The sequence below is a fragment of the Gilliamella sp. X-23 genome, from assembly GCF_057063545.1.
In genome coordinates this window covers 19,785-38,088 of record NZ_JBXSQG010000007.1, presented here as the reverse complement: position 1 = coordinate 38,088, position 18,304 = coordinate 19,785, and the positions used below count along the sequence as shown (strand labels likewise).

The following is an 18,304-nucleotide window of genomic DNA, read 5'->3' as shown; positions in this document are numbered from 1 at the left end:
AAATAGTAAAAAATAATTTTTGTGAATGCTCACTGACCGATGACACTAATAATTCAACTTGCTAATTTGAATCATACCGAAATTGACTTTTCATTATTGCCTCCACAAATTGTTGCTGAAGCTGATAAATTCAATGATGAACGCAAAAAACAGTTTTTAGTGTGTCGCTCAATATTGGCCAATTTGCTTAAGCAGTACTGTCATATTCCAACTTTACCGGAAATGGTCATTGGCGATAATAGTCGCCCTTGTTTTTTAGAACGTCATTTACCTGACTTTAATATTAGTCATAGCCAAGATGCTGTGGCGGTGGCGATTTCATTAACGGGGATGATTGGGCTCGATATTGAAGTGGCACGCCCGCGCAAAAATTATTTAAACGTGGCTAAAAATTTTTTTGCGGATGATGAATATCAATGGATGCTTAAGCAAGACGATACATTAGCGGCTTTTTGGCAATTATGGACGTTGAAAGAGTCAGCATTAAAACTGTATGCTAAAGGGGTTTGGCAAATAAAATCGGTTAAAGTTAACTTAAAACAGCAGATGATTACAGCGCCTTTTGGGCAAGATTTTTATTATCAATATCGTCAAGTGGGCGATGTTCATCTTTCTGTGAACAGTAATCAACCGATTTCTAAATTGATTTTGTTATCTTAATATAGCCTTTTGCTATTATCTATTAGGGTAAAATAAATCATTGCTATTTATTAAACTAAATAGATATCTTGGATTATTTTTCTATTGCGTGCGTTTAATTGATATTCCTGTGATAACCAATTGTCAATGGTATCGTAACGTGTTTTAATTGCGTCAAATGCGGCCGTTAAATACTCTTTTTTGGCGGCAAAAATTAATTTGCGGTTTTCAAATTCCTCAGGAGTAATCTTATGTTGGTATTGGCGTAATAGATTTTCACGATAATCTGACAATAGTTGTTCAGTCAATAAATAATCTTGCATGATAGCTTCTTCACTCACACCTAAAGCAAACAGCGTTAATGCGACGCCAACACCCGTACGATCTTTCCCCACCGCACAATGTTGCACTAGTGGTTTACCTTGTGAGTTTAGTAGGATTGATGAAAGTTGTTGGTAAGCTGGATTATTAAATGGGAGTAGTTGATAAAGCTTAACCATAAAATCAAATGGCGCATTTTTTTTAAGTGTTTGGTGGGTATTGCCTAGATCGCTTGTTAAACTTGCGGTGACTGTATCGCTCAAAGGGTTAGCAGGTACATTAATATAATGAGTGTTTTGCCATAATTTATCTGGATTTCGGGCAATTTCATCAGGATCGCGATAGTCTAAAATATAATGCAGGTTTAACTCATTAGATAAAAAAGTCTGTTCTTCTGGCGTGATCAGTGAAAATGCACCAGAACGGTATAGCATGCCAGAGCGAATATGACGACCATCAGTTGTTTTGATTCCACCTAAATCGCGAAAATTAATCCCATTTTTTATTTGTACAACGGTTGTCATCATTCACCCTTATTTATTCTTAACTTCGCTTGCTATATTAACATGTTTCTGATTAGAATTAAGCCACTGTTTTGGCTTAACTCATAATTAAGGTATTTATTATGTCGACGTTATCTATTTTACTTTCTGATCAATCAGCTCCAACGCAATGGGGAAAGGATGCTCTTCTGAGTTTTTCCGATAATATTATTACTATTCACTATAAGTCGGAACATCGCTTAGGTGCAATTCAACGCGCAGGAAGAAAGCTAGATAACCAAGGGATAAGTTCAGTTAAATTAAGTGGTGAAAATTGGGATCTTGAAGCTTGTTGGCATTTTTGGTTAGGTTATCGTAATGCCAAAAAAAGTACCAAGGTGACTTGGCCAAAACTCAATAGCAAAGATAAGCAAGAACTAAAAAATCGCTTAGCGATTATTGATTGGTGTCGGGATATTGTTAATGAGCAAGCCGAAACATTAAGTCCGTTAGCACTAGCAACCCAAAGTGCAAAATTGGTTAGTGCTTATTCATCTGATATCACTTATAACATCATTTCAGGCGAGGCTTTAAAAGAGCACGATTATATGGGGATTTATACGGTAGGTAAGGGGTCAGATAGGCCGGCTACGTTACTTGAGCTTGATTATAATCCTACTAAAGATCCTAACGCACCTATTATCGCTTGTTTAGTCGGCAAGGGAATTACATTTGATTCGGGTGGTTATAGCTTAAAACCAAGTAGCTTTATGGAGTCTATGCGTTCAGATATGGGCGGTGCAGCATTAGTAACAGGGGCTTTAGCGCTAGCGATTGCACGAGGGCTACATCATCGCATCAAACTCTATTTATGTTGTGCCGATAATTTAGTCAGTGGCAATGCATTTAAACTTGGCGATATTATTCGTTATCGTAATGGCAAGACGGTTGAAGTTGATAACACCGATGCCGAAGGACGCCTTGTTTTAGCTGATGGTTTGATTTGTGCCGATAATGACAAACCTCATTATATTATTGACTGCGCAACGCTCACTGGTGCTGCTAAAATTGCAGTGGGAAACGATTATCAATCCCTGCTCTCTTTTGATGATAATTTTGCTAATCAATTGTTAGCAAGTAGCAACTTGGAACATGAAGCGTTCTGGCGATTACCTTTGGCAGAATTTCACCGTTCTCAATTTCCGTCATCGTTTGCTGATATGGCAAATTCAGGGTTACCTAATACCGCAGGAGCAAGTACTGCAGCGGCTTTTTTATCACATTTTATTAAAAATTATCAGCAAAATTGGTTACATATTGATTGCTCTGCAACATTCCGCAAAAGCGCTACAGCATTATGGGCAACAGGTGCAACAGGCGTTGGGGTTAGAACAATTGCTAATTTACTTAGCAAACTTAAATAAGACCGAAAAAAAACCACTTGAAAAAGTGGTTTTTTTATTTCGATATTATCAATTAGTTAATTGCTTTCAATAACAGTCGCTTTTTTAATGTAAATTGGCTCAACGGGTACATTTTTATGTGGCCCTACGCGTTTAGTTGGCACATTAACAATTTTGTCAACGACTTCCATTCCTTTAATCACTTTACCAAATACAGCATAACCATATTGCTCTGGAGATTGGTAATTAAGAAAATCATTGTTAACGACATTGATAAAGAATTGGCTAGTAGCACTATTTACTTCACTGGTTCTTGCCATTGCAATGGTGCCGCGATCATTTTTTAAACCGTTATCCGCTTCATTTTTGATGGGTGGGTTATTATCTTTGAATTTTAGTTGATCATCAGCACCACCACCTTGAACCATAAATCCAGGAATGACGCGATGGAAAGTTAAATTTTCATAAAATCCACTATTAACGTAATCAAGAAAGTTTTTAGTGGTAATTGGGGCATGTTCGCTATCTAGTTCAATTTCAATATCGCCCATGCTAGTTTGTAATAACACCTTAGTATCTGCTAACGCAACAGTAGAAAGCAAAGTTAGTAATATTGTAATAAATAATAGTTTGATTTTTTTCATATATTAATTCCTTGAATCTAGGTGTGAGGCTGATTATACCGAATATTTAATTATTTTGAATAATTATTATGAAAAATCAGATAATTTTTTGTGTTGTAGATCGTAGAAGTATTTAATTGTATGCAGTTACAAAATTAGTTTGCCCTATTATATTTGTATTTCTTGATAAGAAAAACAAAAGTCAGTGGTTTATAAAAAATGTTTTTTTATGACTTCAGTTTTTATATTGAAATGTCATATTACCTGAAATTATTTTTACAAATAAGTATGTGATACTATGCGATGCATTTTATGTGATATGCCTTTATCTTTGCCCCATCAGGGTATTTGTAGCCAATGTGTTAAAAATCTACCTAAATTTAATAAGGTCTGTCATCAGTGCTGTTTGCCGCATTCTTTGTCGACTGATATATGTTATCGTTGCCGTACAAAAAAACCGTACTGGGATGAGCTTATTGCTGTTTCTGAATATATTAATCCGCTGAAAAAGTTGATTCATCATTTAAAATTTTATAACAAAATTGAACTAAATATGGCATTAGCAAGATTAATGTTTTTGGCTTGGTATCAACGGCGAGAAATGGATGCTTTAATTAAACCTGATTTGGTCACTTGTGTGCCGTTACATCATATTCGTTATTGGTCTCGTGGTTTTAATCAAGCTGAGTTATTAGCCAAGCCTATTGCTAGATGGTTAAATCGTGACTTTTATCCTCATTTGTTGTCTCGAAAGAAAAGAGGATTAGATCAAAAAAAGCTGACTCTTACTGAACGAATCTCTAATGTCGAAACGCTTTTTATGTGCAATCAAGATCTTTCACACAAATCGGTCATGCTTATTGATGATATTGTAACAACTGGTAATACAATTAATGCCATTAGCCAGCAACTGAAAAAATGCGGTGCAATACGTGTTTATGTCGTTTGTTTATGCCGTACAGTATTGTAAAATCTTAAACACCCTCTATAATAACCAAGAAAGTTAGTCAACTATTATTATAAATGATGTTAGGTCTGTTTATTGCCTAATTACATTGAAGTGAGGGATTATGTCTATTATCACTATTTCTGAATCAGCTCAACAGCACTTTAAAAAATTGCTAGCTAATCAACCCGATGGAACTCAAATTCGGGTATTTGTTATTAATCCCGGTACGCCAAGCGCAGAATGTGGTGTTTCGTATTGTCCGGCTGATACAGTAGAAGATGGCGACATAGAAGAAAAGTATGCTGATTTTTCAGTTTATATAGATGAAATTAGTGCACCATTTCTAGAAGAAACTGTTATCGATTATGTAACAGATGAATTAGGTTCGCAGTTAACATTAAAAGCACCAAATTCAAAAATGAAAAAAGTGGCAGACGATGCCCCACTCATTGAGCGTGTTAATTATGCAATTCAAGCGCAGGTTAACCCACAATTGGCTAGCCACGGTGGGCATGTGAGTTTAGTTGAGTTGACCGAAGATAATTATGTTATATTACAATTTGGTGGTGGTTGTAATGGTTGTTCAATGGTCGATTATACTTTGAAAGAAGGTATTGAAAAACAATTAATGGCAGAGTTTCCTGAACTGGCTGGTGTAAAAGACATCACTGAACATCAAGCCGGAGCGCATTCTTTTTGTTAGAAATAGCTGAAAATAATTTTTATTTAAACCTTGCTTATTACTAAGATTAAGTCATAATCGATAAACGTTTGCCATTTGATATTGTGATGGAGTTTTATGAATCAAGTTAGTATTATTTCAGATCTTATCGTTTGGATTGAAAAAAATTTGGAACAACCATTATCTATTGATCATGTTGCACAAAAATCAGGTTATTCTAAGTGGCATTTACAACGTATGTTTAAAGATGTAACAGGTCAAGTTCTTGGTACTTATATTCGTCATCGTCGTTTAACTTATGCCGCACTCGCTTTGCGTATGACAAGTAAACCAATTTTAGATATTGCGATGCAATATCGTTTTGATTCCCAGCAAACTTTTACCCGATCTTTTAAAAAACAATTCAATGAAACTCCAGCAAGTTACCGTAGGGGGGAATTTTGGGATCCTACAGGGTTAACACCGGCTATTGAGCTTAATAAAAACCGGCTTTCATTGCCCGAGCCAAAATTTGTGAATATGCCTCAAAAAACTTTTTGGGGTATCACTTTTAAGAATAATTGTAATTTGAGTCAATTATTAGATGAAGAAAATAAGCTAAGATCGCAATTTTTTTATAATTATATATCTCGCTGTAACCATAAAAGTGAAAATCTACCAGACAAAATTTATGCTTTTAGTCGTATATTGAAAAGCAAAGATAATGCTAATGAACAAGAGCTTTTTTATACCATTGCTTTAGATCATAATAATAATCTTGAAAATATTGAACAGGTTGTGAGTGAAGGTGGCTTGTATCTTTGTTTTAAATATATTGGTTCTCCTGATGAGTTTAGTGATTTTATTTCGCAAGTGCATTTAGCCGCCATGCCAGCATTAAAAGTACGTTTGCGTAGCTCTAGTTGTGTAATTGAAATTCATCATAACCATCATGATGGCACCGCCGAATCGGTTAAGGATATTACAAGTATGGAGTGTGATTATTGTGTGCCGGTTGTGGCAGAGAGTAACGTCAATATCCAATCAAATTTATCGTTATAACCAGAAGTATACAATTTGTTGATAGATATTGACTGGTCGGTTTAATTTACTGATTTTAACAAAATATTTTCTAACCATTTTTTGAATTCAGGCGTCGCTTCTTTAAGACTATTAGATCCTCTAGTGACTGTTGCAATACCAATTTTCAGTTGCTCTTTAAGTTGTCGCTGATTGATTGAACCATCAAGTAGTGAATGTACAATTTTGACACGAGTAATTAAAGCATTGCGTTCATCAGCGGTCATTAATAGCTTTAATATATCAAGTGAATAGCCATCGTTAAATGCTTGGTGTAATATTTCAACTGTGTCTTTCCATTCGTTAGTTTTCATTATAATCACCATTAATATTGTTTATTAAATTCATTTGAATTAAGAATATTGACATCTTTTTGCCCTAAAATTATTTGATAAATATAATCATATACCAATACATTTTTCACATAATTACGCGTTTCAGTAAACGGTATGCTATCAATAAATGCAACAGCATCCAGTTTTCCATGACTATTATTAAGCCATCTTTTTACACGATTAGGGCCTGCATTATAAGCTGCTGAAGACAATATACGATTATTTTCATTTTGTAGATAAACAGTGTTTAAATAGGAAGTACCTAATTCTATATTTGTTTTAGGATCAAACAATTGTGTAGACGAAACATAAGTGACTGAATTAACTTTTTTGGCTGTTTCTTTAGCTGTAGCCGGCATTAATTGCATTAATCCTCGAGCACCTGCAGGTGATTTGACTGTAGTGTCAAGTGCACTTTCTTGACGAGAAATAGCTAAAGCATAAGATAACGCAATCGCTTTGTCTTTTAATGCGTTGTTATATAAGTCTTTGTACATAATTGGTAAACGTTCAGTCCAGTTATTCCAAAGCTTGCCAACAATAGTTGCTTGAATACTAAGATCACCCCAGCCTTTTTGTAAGGCATATTGAGCTAATGTTAAATATTCATTTTTATTGGTTTGCTTATTTAGCATATATCGCCATTCGTTGCTTGATTCTGATGCCATACCAAAATAGTATAATTCGTTAATCCTTTTTACATAGGGTTGATTATCATATTTAGCTTTTAGTGTTGATATTTCAGATGGTGTAATCTTTTCAGATTGGTTGTTGAGCGAATAAGGCTGGTTAAGTGTTTGTGCACTTATCATGCCATAAAATCCACGTTTAGTTGTTAGTGTTTGTAAAATTTGGTTAGCTTCATTTTTTTGATTTTTACTGAGTAATACTCGAGCTTGCCAATATTGCCATTCTTCTTTTAATTGATCTTCTGGCGATAATTGTGCTATCCAATAAGCAATATCAGTAAAGTTATAGTTATCGATAGCAAGGCGAATACGTTTTTCGACTAATGTTGTATCATGATATTTGGCAATATAGTTATCACGCCATTTAATTTGTTCATCAGTTGCAGAATCATTAAAGTAGCTGTTGGCCAAACTTTTTTGTAACGCAACTTGCTCCACTTCATTTAAAGCCTGCTGTTTAACCAATTTTGGCAATAATGATGCAGCTAAGTTCATATCTGCTTTTACTAAGCGAGAAAATGATGCTAAGACAATCTTTTTAGTGAAAGAGCTAGCTTTAATATTTTTTGAAAAAGCTTCTAATTTTTTAGGATTATCAAGTACAGCGAGTAAATTACTTTTGATTGTTTTGTACTTGTCATCAAGTAAGTTAGCTAGATATTTGGCTAATTTTAAATTATTTGCTTCAATAGCTAGTTCAATACGTGATAATACTAAATTGGCTGTTAGCTTACCTGCTTGATCCCATGCATCGAGTAATGGATCGCACGCAGAAGGAAGTTCTTTACCGGTCACCCAAAGGGATTCAATAGCGTTAAAGGCCGCCTCGTTATTTCCTTGCTGTAGTAATGCATATTGATAGCGACAATTAGATAGTGTGGAATTATCTTTGGGGAATGCAATGATTGCATTCCAATCTTGACGATTGCTTAATTCCGTTAGATAAGATTGTGTTAATGAAGCCGTTAACGGAAAGTCTTTATATTGGTTGACAAAATCACTTACCATTTGCGGTGGAACTAATCTAATATTATTCTGAAAAAACTGAATGGCAGCATAAGGGTATAAAGGATAATCTTTTATGGCGGTGAGCAATGTTTGCTGTTCTTCAAAAGTCAGTGATTGATAAGAATCAAGCCATTTTTGATAATTTTCTCGTAGAGTCTTTTGAGAATCAGCGGCGTAAGTATTGCTGGTGAACAGTAGGCCTATTACTAAAAAATAACGTAAAACTAATTTCATTCTTTAATCCTTATAAGAATTCATTTTATTAGATTAGCATATTAAGCTATGATTCGTCGATGATGAACTACACCTTAATTCCTACTAAAACACTCAACTAAATACTTGACTAAATTAAAAGGATATATACAATAAGTGTTAATAAATATAGGGGAATAATCAATGAAACTGACATCAAAAGGACGATATGCGGTGACGGCAATGCTTGATGTTGCTCTACACGCTGATTCAGGACCGGTATCACTTGCTGATATTTCAGAGCGTCAAGAAATTTCACTTTCTTATCTGGAACAATTGTTTGCTCGATTACGAAAAAATGGTTTGGTTCTAAGTGTCAGAGGTCCTGGCGGTGGTTATATTCTGAGTCGTTCTATGGATCAAATTGCTATTAGTTCAATTGTTAAAGCTGTCGATGAGACAGTGCATGCAACAAAATGCCATGGGCAAGACGGATGCCAAGGCGGTGTTAGGTGTTTAACTCATACACTATGGAATGATTTAAGTGAACGAATTGAGGACTTTTTAACTAGTATTACACTGAGCGAATTGGTCAATAATAAAGAAGTTAAAGCCGTAGCTAATCGACAAAGTAATATACAACACCTTCAAATTAATTAATAAAATACAATATACAATACAGAATTTGTCATTGGGAGTAATTAATGAAACTACCTATTTATATGGATTATGCAGCGACAACGCCTGTAGATCCTAGAGTTGCTGAAAAAATGATGCAATATTTAACGCCAGACGGTATATTTGGTAATCCGGCATCTCGTTCCCACAAATTTGGTTGGCAAGCTGAAGAAGCGGTTGATATTGCACGTAATCAAATAGCTGATCTTATTGGAGCTGATTCTCGCGAAATCGTTTTTACATCAGGTGCAACTGAAGCCGATAATTTAGCAATCAAAGGTGCTGCTCATTTTAATCAAGCCAAAGGTAAGCACATTATTACTTGTAAAACTGAGCACAAGGCTGTGCTTGACACTTGTCGCCAACTTGAGCGAGAAGGTTATGAAGTGACTTATTTAGCACCAGAATCTAATGGTATACTCGATTTAGATAAACTTGCAGCAGCAATGCGCAGTGATACAACTGTTGTATCAATTATGCATGTTAATAACGAAACAGGTGTAATACAAAACATTGAAAAAATTGGCGAGATGTGTCGTGAACGAGGTATTGTTTTTCATGTTGATGCAACACAATCTGTTGGTAAATTACCCATTGATGTAGCCAACTTAAAAGTTGATTTGATGTCATTTTCGGGCCATAAGATTTATGGACCAAAAGGTATTGGTGGGCTTTATGTAAGACGTAAACCACGTGTGCGCATTGAAGCACAAATGCACGGCGGTGGTCATGAACGTGGGATGCGCTCAGGTACTTTACCTGTACACCAAATCGTGGGTATGGGCGAAGCATACCGTATTGCAAAAGAAGAGATGGCGACCGAAATGCCACGCTTATTAGCTTTAAAAAATCGTTTATGGGATGGTTTAAAAGATATTGAAGAAGTCTATCTTAATGGATCTTTAGAACATGGAGTGCCAAATATCTTGAATGTAAGCTTCGCTTATGTTGAAGGTGAATCATTGATGATGGCTTTAAAAGATTTAGCCGTATCATCAGGTTCAGCTTGTACATCTGCAAGTTTGGAACCTTCTTATGTACTTCGAGCATTGGGTCTTAATGATGAGCTTGCACATAGTTCAATTCGTTTTTCATTTGGGCGATTTAGTACTGAAGAAGAAGTTGATTACGTCATTAAATTAATTAAAGATTCTATAGATAAACTAAGAGATTTATCGCCACTTTGGGAAATGTTTAAAGATGGCGTTGATTTAACAAAAATTAAATGGTCAGCACATTAAAATTAGGAGTAAATTATGGCATATAGTGAAAAAGTTGTTGATCATTATGAAAACCCACGTAATGCTGGTTCATTTGATCAAAATGATCCTAATGTCGGTAGCGGTATGGTTGGCGCGCCAGCGTGTGGGGATGTGATGCGTTTACAAATCAAAGTGAATGATAATGGGATTATTGAAGATGCTAAGTTTAAAACTTATGGTTGTGGTAGTGCAATTGCATCAAGTTCCTTGGTTACAGAGTGGATAAAAGGTAAATCATTAGACGAAGCAGGAGCGATCAAAAATACGGATATTGCTAAGGAACTTGCTTTACCTCCAGTAAAAATTCATTGTTCGATTTTAGCGGAAGATGCAATTAAAGCAGCTATTGAAGACTATAAAACGAAAAAAGGACAACGCTAATGGCAATCACATTGACTAATAGCGCAGCTAATCGTGTCCAAGCTTTCCTTGCTAATCGAGGAAAAGGTGTTGGGTTACGATTAGGTGTTAAAACATCAGGTTGTTCTGGTATGGCGTATGTTTTAGAGTTTGCCGATGTGATTAATGATGATGATAGTGTCTTTGAAGATAAACAAGTCAAAGTTATCGTGGATAAAAAGAGTTTAGTCTATATTGATGGTACTGAACTTGATTTTGTTAAAGAAGGATTAAACGAAGGTTTCAAGTTTAATAATCCCAATGTGCAACACGAATGTGGTTGCGGTGAAAGCTTTAATGTGTAATTGGACACAATAATTATGGTTAATTACTTTGAGCTATTTAATTTGCCGGTTCAATTACCTGTGAATATAGCTGAGCTAACAACTCATTATCAGCAATTGCAAAGGCAATATCACCCAGATAATTTTGCTGTTGCAACCGATAATGATAAAGTGGCAATTGTTCAAAAATCAGCAACCATTAATGATGGTTACCATACGTTAAAAAATCCAATCAAAGCTGCCGAGTATTTTTTATCTCTACAAGGTTTTGATGTGGCAACTGAACAAAATATTATTCATGATGCCGATTTTTTAATGGAGCAATTTGTTTTACGTGAAAAGCTTGATGAAATCGAGAGCAAAGGGAATTTTGAATTATTAGATGATTTTCATGATGAAATTGTTGCGCGTCAAAATACAGTTTATAACGAATTATTACAATTTATTACTAATCAAAATTGGTCAGCTGCACTTAATCAGATCTATAAAATCCGCTATCTTGCTAGGTTGATTGAACAAATCGAAAAGTTACAAGAAAAGCAATTTGATTTATAATTTAAAATAAGTAACGTATCGATAGAGATAGATTAAATGGTATTATTACAGATCAGTGAACCAGGACAAACTCCACTACCACATCAGCGTCGCCTTGCGGTGGGGATTGATCTTGGCACAACGAATTCATTAGTAGCAACGGTTAGAAGTGGACAAGCAGAGGTATTGCCTGATTTAGAAGGTAATTCACTGTTGCCATCTGTTGTGCATTATGGTGTTGATCATGATGATAACCCCATTATTACGATTGGAAAAAATGCCAAAGACAACGCCGTTAATGATCCGCAAAATACAGTCAGCTCTATTAAACGATTAATGGGGCGAAGTTTATCTGATATAGACTTATCACATTTTCCTTATACTTTTTCACAAACTGAAAATGGTGTTCCTTTATTAAATTTGCCTAATGATCAAGTCAATCCAATACAAGTTTCATCAGAAATTCTGACAGCTTTAGCTGAGCGAGCAAAAGAGAGCTTGCAAGGTGAAATTGATGGTGTAGTTATTACTGTGCCTGCCTATTTTGATGATGCACAACGGCAAGCAACGAAAGATGCTGCAAAATTAGCTGGCTTGCATGTATTGCGTTTACTTAATGAGCCTACAGCTGCTGCTATTGCCTATGGTTTAGATTCAGGAAAGGAAGGTGTTATCGCTGTTTATGATTTAGGTGGTGGTACTTTTGATATTTCTATTTTGCGCTTAAATAAAGGTGTTTTTGAAGTCCTAGCAACCGGTGGTGATTCTGCACTTGGTGGTGATGATTTTGATCGGTTACTAGCTGACTATATAAAGAGGGAATTAGGGTTAGTTAATAATATAGACCCTTATATTAATCAAAAAATCAGTAACCAAGCGACTGAAATAAAGATTTTACTGAGTCGTCAAGATTCGGCTGTATTGTCGCTTGATAATCAGTCATTGACTATTACCCGCCAGCAATTTGAACAATTAATTGAGCCATTGGTTAAACGTACTTTGGCTGTTTGTCGCCGAGCGTTAAAAGATGCCGAGATTAGTGTGGATGAAGTGGTTGAAGTTGTTATGGTTGGTGGCTCAACTCGCGTGCCGTTAGTACGACAATCAGTCGCGAATTATTTTAAAACACATCCGTTAACATCTATTGATCCGGATAAAGTAGTTGCTATTGGTGCAGCTATTCAAGCTGATATTTTAGTTGGAAATAAACCTGATTCGGATATGTTATTGCTTGATGTGATCCCATTGTCGTTAGGCATTGAAATCATGGGCGAATTGGTTGAAAAAATTATTCCACGTAATAGTACGATCCCGTGTGCAAGGGCTCAAGAATTTACCACTTTTAAAGATGGTCAAACTGCGATGATGATTCATGTTTTACAAGGAGAACGTGAAAGTGTTGCTGACTGTCGATCGTTGGCTCGTTTTACATTGCAAGGTATCCCACCAATGCCAGCCGGCGGCGCGCACATTAGGGTGACTTTTCAAGTTGATGCCGATGGTTTATTAAATGTTACAGCAATGGAAAAATCGACGGGTATTGAAGCCACTATCCAAGTAAAACCTTCATATGGATTAACTGATAATGAAATTGCTGATATGATTCAAGATTCCATCAGTAATGCAGAGCAAGATAAACAGATTCGAATGCTTGCTGAACAAAAAGTTGAGGCTGCTAGAGTGCTTGAAAGCTTACAAAGTGCCTTAGATAAAGATGCTGACTTATTAAATGAAAAGGAACTGAACCTGATTTTAGCAGCTAAGCATCAATTACAAGTAGCGAGTGAATCAGATAATAGTTACGCAATTGAAAAGCAAATAAAAATTGTAGATAACGTGACACAAGATTTTGCTGCCAAGCGAATGGATAGGTCTATTCGTCATGCTTTAACTGGTCATAAAATTGATGATATTTAACTAACGAGATTATTATGCCAAAAATTACTTTTTTACCGAATGCCGATCTTTGCCCAGATGGAAAAACTGTTGAGGCACAAGAAGGCGAATCTATTTTAGAAGTGGCATTGCGCAATGATATTGAAATTGAGCATGCGTGTGAAATGTCATGTGCTTGTTCTACATGCCATTGTATTGTTCGCAAAGGGTTCGATTCTTTAGAAGAAAGTGATGAGCAAGAAGATGACATGCTAGACAAAGCGTGGGGTGTTGAACCTCATAGCCGTTTAAGTTGTCAAGCTCGTGTCACGAATCAAGATCTAGAGGTCGAAATTCCTAGATATAGCCTTAATCATGCCAAAGAAGATCATTAACTCGTTATCATAATAACGAATGATTACCCACTATATAAAAATAAATATTAAATCTGGTTAGTTGATTGAAATTTGATACCGATAAATCAATAACCAGAAAAATCGCTTTATCTTTAAATCTAAATATCTGTATTTATTTCTTGCCGTTAGTTAACTAAAGGAGTATAATCTATCCACTTTGTTTATTGCCTTTATATAAGCAAATGATAAAAAGATATAATCGTTATGTAGAAAATAGCTAATTATATCAACAATACTCCCGATCTGGGGGTTACGAAAAAGAACGGATTACACTCTCCTGTCAATCGAAACAGGGCAAGAGGAGTAGTCTTTTGTTATAACTTTTAAATAATGGAGCTCTGGTCTCATGTCGAACCAAAGAATCCGTATCCGGTTAAAAGCGTTTGATCATCGTTTGATTGATCAATCAACTGCTGAAATTGTAGAAACTGCGAAGCGCACTGGTGCGCAAGTTCGTGGTCCTATTCCATTACCGACACGCAAAGAGCGTTTTACTGTATTGATTTCTCCGCACGTTAATAAAGATGCGCGTGATCAATACGAGATTCGCACTCATAAACGTCTAGTTGATATTGTTGAGCCAACTGAAAAAACAGTTGATGCTTTAATGCGTCTAGATCTTGCTGCCGGTGTTGATGTGCAGATCAGTTTAGGTTAATCCTAAGCTGAATGATTGAGAGGTCGAAACAATGATTGGTTTAATCGGTCGTAAAGTAGGAATGACACGTATCTTCACTGAAGAAGGTGTTTCTATTCCTGTCACCGTAGTTGAAGTTCAAAGCAACCGTGTTACTCAAGTTAAAACACTTGATAATGATGGTTATCAAGCTATTCAGGTTACTACTGGCAGCAAAAAAGCAAGTCGCGTAAACAAGCCTGAAGCAGGTCATTTCGCTAAGGCTGGCGTTGAAGCTGGTCGTGGTCTATGGGAGTTTCGTTTTGAAGAAGGCGAATTTACTGTAGGTCAAAGTATTAACGTTGATATTTTCACAGACGTTAAAAAAGTTGATGTTACTGGAACATCTAAAGGTAAAGGTTTTGCTGGCGTAACTAAACGTTGGAATTTCCGTACTCAAGATGCAACTCATGGTAACTCTTTGGCACACCGTGGTCATGGCTCTATCGGTCAAAACCAAACTCCAGGTAAAGTGTTCAAAGGTCGTAAAATGGCAGGTCACTTAGGTAATGAACGTGTAACCGTTCAAAACTTAGATATTGTACGTGTTGATGCTGAACGCAATCTTTTATTAATTAAAGGTGCAGTTCCTGGCGCAATCAATAGTGACGTAATTGTTAAACCGGCAATCAAGGCTTAACGTCGAGGAGATAGAGATGGAATTAGTAGTAAAAGACGCGCAAGCGCTTTCTGTTTCCGAAACTACCTTCGGACGTGAGTTTAATGAAGCGTTAGTTCATCAAGTAGTTGTTGCTTATGCATCTGCTGCTCGTCAGGGCTCTCGCGCACAAAAAACTCGTGCAGAAATCGCTGGTTCAGGCAAAAAACCATGGCGTCAAAAAGGCACAGGTCGTGCTCGTGCAGGTTCTGTTAAGAGCCCAATTTGGCGTAGTGGTGGTGTGACATTTGCAGCAAAACCACAAGATCATAGCCAAAAAGTTAACCGTAAAATGTATCGTGGTGCATTAAAGAGTATTTTCTCTGAATTAGTGCGTCAAGAACGTTTAGTTGTGGTTGAAACATTTACTGTTGAAGCACCTAAGACTAAATTATTAACTCAGAAATTAAATGATATGAACCTTAATGATGTTCTTATTATCGCTTCTGAAGTTGATGAAAATCTTTTCTTAGCAGCACGCAACTTACATAAAGTTGATGTGCGTGATGTGGCAGGTATTGATCCAGTTAGTTTGATTGCATTTGACAAAGTGGTTATCACTGTTGATGCTGTTAAACAAGTAGAGGAGATGTTAGCATGATTCGTGAAGAGCGTCTGCTTAAAGTCCTGCGAGCACCACATGTTTCTGAAAAAGCATCTATTTCAATGGAAAAAACAAATACATTAGTATTGAAAGTTGCTAAAGATGCTACTAAGAGAGAGATTAAAGCCGCAGTTGAACAACTATTTGAAGTTAAAGTAGATGACGTTAATACTCTTGTTGTTAAAGGTAAAGTTAAACGTCGTGGTCAACAAATCGGTCGCCGTAGCGACTGGAAAAAAGCTTACGTTACTTTAGCAGAAGGTCAAAATTTAGACCTTGCTGGCGTCGCTGAGTAATTCGGAGGAGTAAGAACAATGGCAGTTGTTAAGTGTAAACCTACATCTCCGGGTCGTCGCCACGTTGTTAAAGTGGTTAACCCAGAGTTGCATAAAGGTAAGCCTTATGCACCGTTGCTTGATTCAAAAAGCAAAACTGGTGGTCGCAATAATAATGGTCGTATCACTACCCGTCATATTGGTGGTGGTCATAAACAACATTATCGTATTGTCGATTTTAAGCGTAATAAAGATGGTATTCCAGCAGTTGTTGAGCGTTTGGAATATGATCCAAACCGTAGTGCAAATATTGCATTGGTTTTATATAAAGACGGTGAACGTCGTTATATTTTAGCGCCTAAAGGCTTAAAAGCAGGTGATCAGATCCAATCTGGTGTTGATGCATCGATTAAAACAGGTAACTGTTTACCAATGCGCAATATTCCAGTAGGTTCTACCGTGCATAATATTGAAATGAAACCAGGTAAAGGCGGACAACTTGCTCGCTCTGCTGGTAGTTATGTTCAAATCGTTGCGCGTGATGGTGCTTATGTAACATTACGTCTACGTTCAGGTGAAATGCGTAAAGTATTATCTGATTGCCGCGCCACTGTTGGTGAAGTGGGTAATTCAGAGCATATGCTTCGCGTATTAGGTAAAGCGGGTGCATCGCGTTGGCGTGGTATTCGTCCTACTGTTCGTGGTACAGCAATGAACCCGGTAGACCATCCACATGGTGGTGGTGAAGGTCGTAACTTTGGTAAACATCCTGTGTCTCCATGGGGTCAAAAAGCCAAAGGATTGAAAACGCGTAGCAACAAACGTACTGATAAGTATATTGTTCGCCGTCGCAATAAGAAATAATTAATATAGAGGATTAGCTATGCCACGTTCTCTCAAGAAGGGTCCTTTCATTGACCTACACTTGCTGAAGAAGGTAGAGAAAGCGGTGGAAAGCGGGGACAAGAAACCAATTCGTACTTGGTCCCGTCGTTCAACGATCTTTCCTAATATGATCGGATTGACCATCGCTGTCCATAATGGTCGTCAGCACGTTCCAGTTTATGTTTCCGACGAAATGGTTGGTCATAAATTGGGTGAATTCGCGCCGACTCGTACTTATCGCGGTCACGCAGCCGATAAGAAAGCTAAGAAGAAATAAGTAGGAGAAAGAGATGGAAACAATTGCAAAGTACCGCCACGCTCGTTCTTCTGCACAAAAAGTTCGCTTAGTTGCAGATCTTGTTCGCGGTAAGAATGTGTCTCAGGCACTAGATATTTTAACGTACACCAATAAAAAAGCGGCTGTACTTGTTAAAAAAGTATTAGAGTCTGCTATTGCTAATGCAGAGCATAACGATGGTGCTGATATTGATGATCTAAAAGTTGCGAAAATTTTCGTAGATGAAGGCCCAACCATGAAGCGTATTATGCCTCGTGCGAAAGGTCGTGCAGATCGAATTTTGAAGCGTACGAGTCACATCACCGTGATCGTTTCAGATCGCTAGGCTGGAGAATAGCAATGGGTCAAAAAGTAAATCCAAATGGTATCCGTTTAGGCATCGTCAAGCCTTGGACATCTACATGGTATTCGGGTACAAAGACATTCGCTGATAATTTAGAAAGTGATTTTAGAGTGCGTGAATTCTTGAACAAAGAATTAGCACAAGCGTCAATCTCTAAGATTGTGATCGACCGTTCAGCAGAAACTAACGTTCGTATTACTATCCACACTGCTCGTCCGGGTATTGTGATTGGTAAAAAAGGCGAGGACGTTGAAAAATTACGTAATGCCGTAGCTTCTATTGTCAATAAATATAAAGACAAAAGAGAAAAACGTGATGTTGCAGTACAAATTAATATTGCTGAAGTTCGTAAACCAGAACTTGATGCAAAATTAGTTGCTGATAGTATCACTTCTCAATTAGAACGCCGTGTTATGTTCCGTCGTGCTATGAAACGTGCGGTTCAAAATGCAATGAAGGCGGGTGCTAAAGGTATCAAAGTTGAAGTAAGTGGTCGTTTAGGCGGCGCTGAAATTGCTCGTAGCGAATGGTATCGTGAAGGTCGTGTACCTTTACACACATTACGAGCGGACATCGACTATGGTTTGTCTGAAGCATTAACTACCTATGGTATTATTGGTGTTAAAGTGTGGATCTTCAAAGGTGAGATCCTTGGTGGTATGGCTGCCGTTGAACAAGCAGAAAAACAACCTGCTGCTCAACCGAAAAAGCAGCGAAAAGGCCGAAAACAATAAG

Annotated in this window: 24 protein-coding genes; 20 read left to right on the top strand and 4 right to left on the bottom strand. The window is 36.8% G+C overall.

The genetic code is table 11. From position 1 onward, the window contains the following. Positions 1 to 39: 39 nt before the first annotated feature. Entirely contained in the window at positions 40 to 660 is a 621-nt protein-coding gene (locus ACYH9I_RS06330; protein ID WP_483559721.1) for a 4'-phosphopantetheinyl transferase family protein, read from the top strand. A 50-nt stretch (positions 661 to 710) separates the two neighbouring features. Here the strand turns inward: ACYH9I_RS06330 and ACYH9I_RS06325 are convergent, their stop codons facing one another. Further along, positions 711 to 1,484: a tyrosine-protein phosphatase gene (locus ACYH9I_RS06325; RefSeq protein ID WP_483559719.1), complete on the bottom strand. Its 774-nt coding sequence runs from the start codon at positions 1,482 to 1,484 to the stop codon at positions 711 to 713. Between the two features lie 101 nt (positions 1,485 to 1,585). Between ACYH9I_RS06325 and pepB the strand changes: the two genes are divergently transcribed. Further along, entirely contained in the window at positions 1,586 to 2,866 is a 1,281-nt protein-coding gene (gene pepB, locus ACYH9I_RS06320) for an aminopeptidase PepB (RefSeq protein ID WP_483559718.1), read from the top strand. Between the two features lie 56 nt (positions 2,867 to 2,922). Here the strand turns inward: pepB and ACYH9I_RS06315 are convergent, their stop codons facing one another. Next, complete coding sequence (locus ACYH9I_RS06315; RefSeq protein WP_483559716.1) at positions 2,923 to 3,489, bottom strand: peptidylprolyl isomerase; 567 nt, start codon at positions 3,487 to 3,489, stop codon at positions 2,923 to 2,925. A 277-nt stretch (positions 3,490 to 3,766) separates the two neighbouring features. On the opposite strand from ACYH9I_RS06315, the gene ACYH9I_RS06310 reads away from it, so the two are divergent. From ACYH9I_RS06310 to robA, 3 genes are all read left to right on the top strand, one after another. Continuing rightward, the gene (locus tag ACYH9I_RS06310; RefSeq protein ID WP_483559714.1) at positions 3,767 to 4,438 is read left to right on the top strand and encodes a phosphoribosyltransferase family protein; all 672 of its coding nucleotides are present in this window, start codon (positions 3,767 to 3,769) and stop codon (positions 4,436 to 4,438) included. Between the two features lie 100 nt (positions 4,439 to 4,538). After that, complete coding sequence (gene nfuA, locus ACYH9I_RS06305; RefSeq protein ID WP_180214359.1) at positions 4,539 to 5,120, top strand: Fe-S biogenesis protein NfuA; 582 nt, start codon at positions 4,539 to 4,541, stop codon at positions 5,118 to 5,120. A gap of 96 nt (positions 5,121 to 5,216) precedes the next feature. Next, on the top strand, positions 5,217 to 6,140 hold the full coding sequence (gene robA, locus ACYH9I_RS06300) for an MDR efflux pump AcrAB transcriptional activator RobA (RefSeq protein WP_483559713.1): 924 nt from the start codon (positions 5,217 to 5,219) through the stop codon (positions 6,138 to 6,140). Between the two features lie 41 nt (positions 6,141 to 6,181). On the opposite strand, the gene trpR is transcribed toward robA, so the two are convergent. Both trpR and sltY read right to left on the bottom strand, forming a co-directional pair. Continuing rightward, positions 6,182 to 6,472, bottom strand: a complete 291-nt coding sequence (gene trpR, locus ACYH9I_RS06295) for a trp operon repressor (protein WP_483559711.1) — start codon at positions 6,470 to 6,472, stop codon at positions 6,182 to 6,184. Positions 6,473 to 6,483: 11 nt separating this feature from the next. Next, positions 6,484 to 8,424, bottom strand: coding sequence for a murein transglycosylase (gene sltY / locus ACYH9I_RS06290; protein ID WP_483559709.1), 1,941 nt, complete (start codon positions 8,422 to 8,424; stop codon positions 6,484 to 6,486). Between the two features lie 162 nt (positions 8,425 to 8,586). On the opposite strand from sltY, the gene iscR reads away from it, so the two are divergent. The 15 genes from iscR to rpsC all read left to right on the top strand — a co-directional run bounded on the left by iscR (position 8,587) and on the right by rpsC (position 18,303). Continuing rightward, entirely contained in the window at positions 8,587 to 9,042 is a 456-nt protein-coding gene (gene iscR / locus ACYH9I_RS06285) for a Fe-S cluster assembly transcriptional regulator IscR (protein WP_160403052.1), read from the top strand. 44 nt (positions 9,043 to 9,086) lie between these two features. Beyond that, the gene (locus ACYH9I_RS06280) at positions 9,087 to 10,301 is read left to right on the top strand and encodes an IscS subfamily cysteine desulfurase (RefSeq protein WP_483559707.1); all 1,215 of its coding nucleotides are present in this window, start codon (positions 9,087 to 9,089) and stop codon (positions 10,299 to 10,301) included. A 15-nt stretch (positions 10,302 to 10,316) separates the two neighbouring features. Further along, positions 10,317 to 10,703, top strand: a complete 387-nt coding sequence (gene iscU / locus ACYH9I_RS06275) for a Fe-S cluster assembly scaffold IscU (protein WP_483559706.1) — start codon at positions 10,317 to 10,319, stop codon at positions 10,701 to 10,703. Further along, on the top strand, positions 10,703 to 11,026 hold the full coding sequence (gene iscA / locus ACYH9I_RS06270; protein ID WP_483559704.1) for an iron-sulfur cluster assembly protein IscA: 324 nt from the start codon (positions 10,703 to 10,705) through the stop codon (positions 11,024 to 11,026). The genes iscU and iscA overlap by 1 nt, the downstream gene beginning before the upstream one ends. 15 nt (positions 11,027 to 11,041) lie before the next feature. Then, on the top strand, positions 11,042 to 11,560 hold the full coding sequence (hscB, locus tag ACYH9I_RS06265; RefSeq protein WP_483559702.1) for a Fe-S protein assembly co-chaperone HscB: 519 nt from the start codon (positions 11,042 to 11,044) through the stop codon (positions 11,558 to 11,560). A 36-nt stretch (positions 11,561 to 11,596) separates the two neighbouring features. Then, the gene (gene hscA / locus ACYH9I_RS06260; protein ID WP_483559700.1) at positions 11,597 to 13,456 is read left to right on the top strand and encodes a Fe-S protein assembly chaperone HscA; all 1,860 of its coding nucleotides are present in this window, start codon (positions 11,597 to 11,599) and stop codon (positions 13,454 to 13,456) included. Positions 13,457 to 13,470: 14 nt separating this feature from the next. After that, positions 13,471 to 13,809 carry an ISC system 2Fe-2S type ferredoxin gene (gene fdx / locus ACYH9I_RS06255; RefSeq protein ID WP_065638308.1) on the top strand — a complete coding sequence of 113 codons (339 nt, stop codon included), beginning with the start codon at positions 13,471 to 13,473 and terminating at the stop codon, positions 13,807 to 13,809. A gap of 367 nt (positions 13,810 to 14,176) precedes the next feature. Then, entirely contained in the window at positions 14,177 to 14,488 is a 312-nt protein-coding gene (gene rpsJ / locus ACYH9I_RS06250) for a 30S ribosomal protein S10 (RefSeq protein ID WP_006120582.1), read from the top strand. Positions 14,489 to 14,519: 31 nt separating this feature from the next. After that, a complete protein-coding gene (gene rplC, locus ACYH9I_RS06245) occupies positions 14,520 to 15,146 on the top strand; it encodes a 50S ribosomal protein L3 (protein WP_483559699.1) in 627 nt (208 codons plus the stop codon). 16 nt (positions 15,147 to 15,162) lie between these two features. Beyond that, entirely contained in the window at positions 15,163 to 15,765 is a 603-nt protein-coding gene (rplD, locus tag ACYH9I_RS06240) for a 50S ribosomal protein L4 (RefSeq protein ID WP_065586696.1), read from the top strand. Next, positions 15,762 to 16,064 (top strand): 50S ribosomal protein L23, encoded by a 303-nt coding sequence (rplW, locus tag ACYH9I_RS06235; RefSeq protein WP_034885052.1) that lies wholly within the window; start codon positions 15,762 to 15,764, stop codon positions 16,062 to 16,064. The genes rplD and rplW overlap by 4 nt, the downstream gene beginning before the upstream one ends. Before the next feature lie 18 nt (positions 16,065 to 16,082). Next, positions 16,083 to 16,907, top strand: coding sequence for a 50S ribosomal protein L2 (gene rplB / locus ACYH9I_RS06230; RefSeq protein ID WP_091347782.1), 825 nt, complete (start codon positions 16,083 to 16,085; stop codon positions 16,905 to 16,907). 19 nt (positions 16,908 to 16,926) lie between these two features. After that, entirely contained in the window at positions 16,927 to 17,205 is a 279-nt protein-coding gene (gene rpsS, locus ACYH9I_RS06225; protein ID WP_024496505.1) for a 30S ribosomal protein S19, read from the top strand. Between the two features lie 13 nt (positions 17,206 to 17,218). Continuing rightward, on the top strand, positions 17,219 to 17,551 hold the full coding sequence (gene rplV, locus ACYH9I_RS06220) for a 50S ribosomal protein L22 (protein WP_034947997.1): 333 nt from the start codon (positions 17,219 to 17,221) through the stop codon (positions 17,549 to 17,551). A 14-nt stretch (positions 17,552 to 17,565) separates the two neighbouring features. Beyond that, a complete protein-coding gene (gene rpsC / locus ACYH9I_RS06215) occupies positions 17,566 to 18,303 on the top strand; it encodes a 30S ribosomal protein S3 (protein ID WP_025314388.1) in 738 nt (245 codons plus the stop codon). Position 18,304 lies beyond the last annotated feature (1 nt).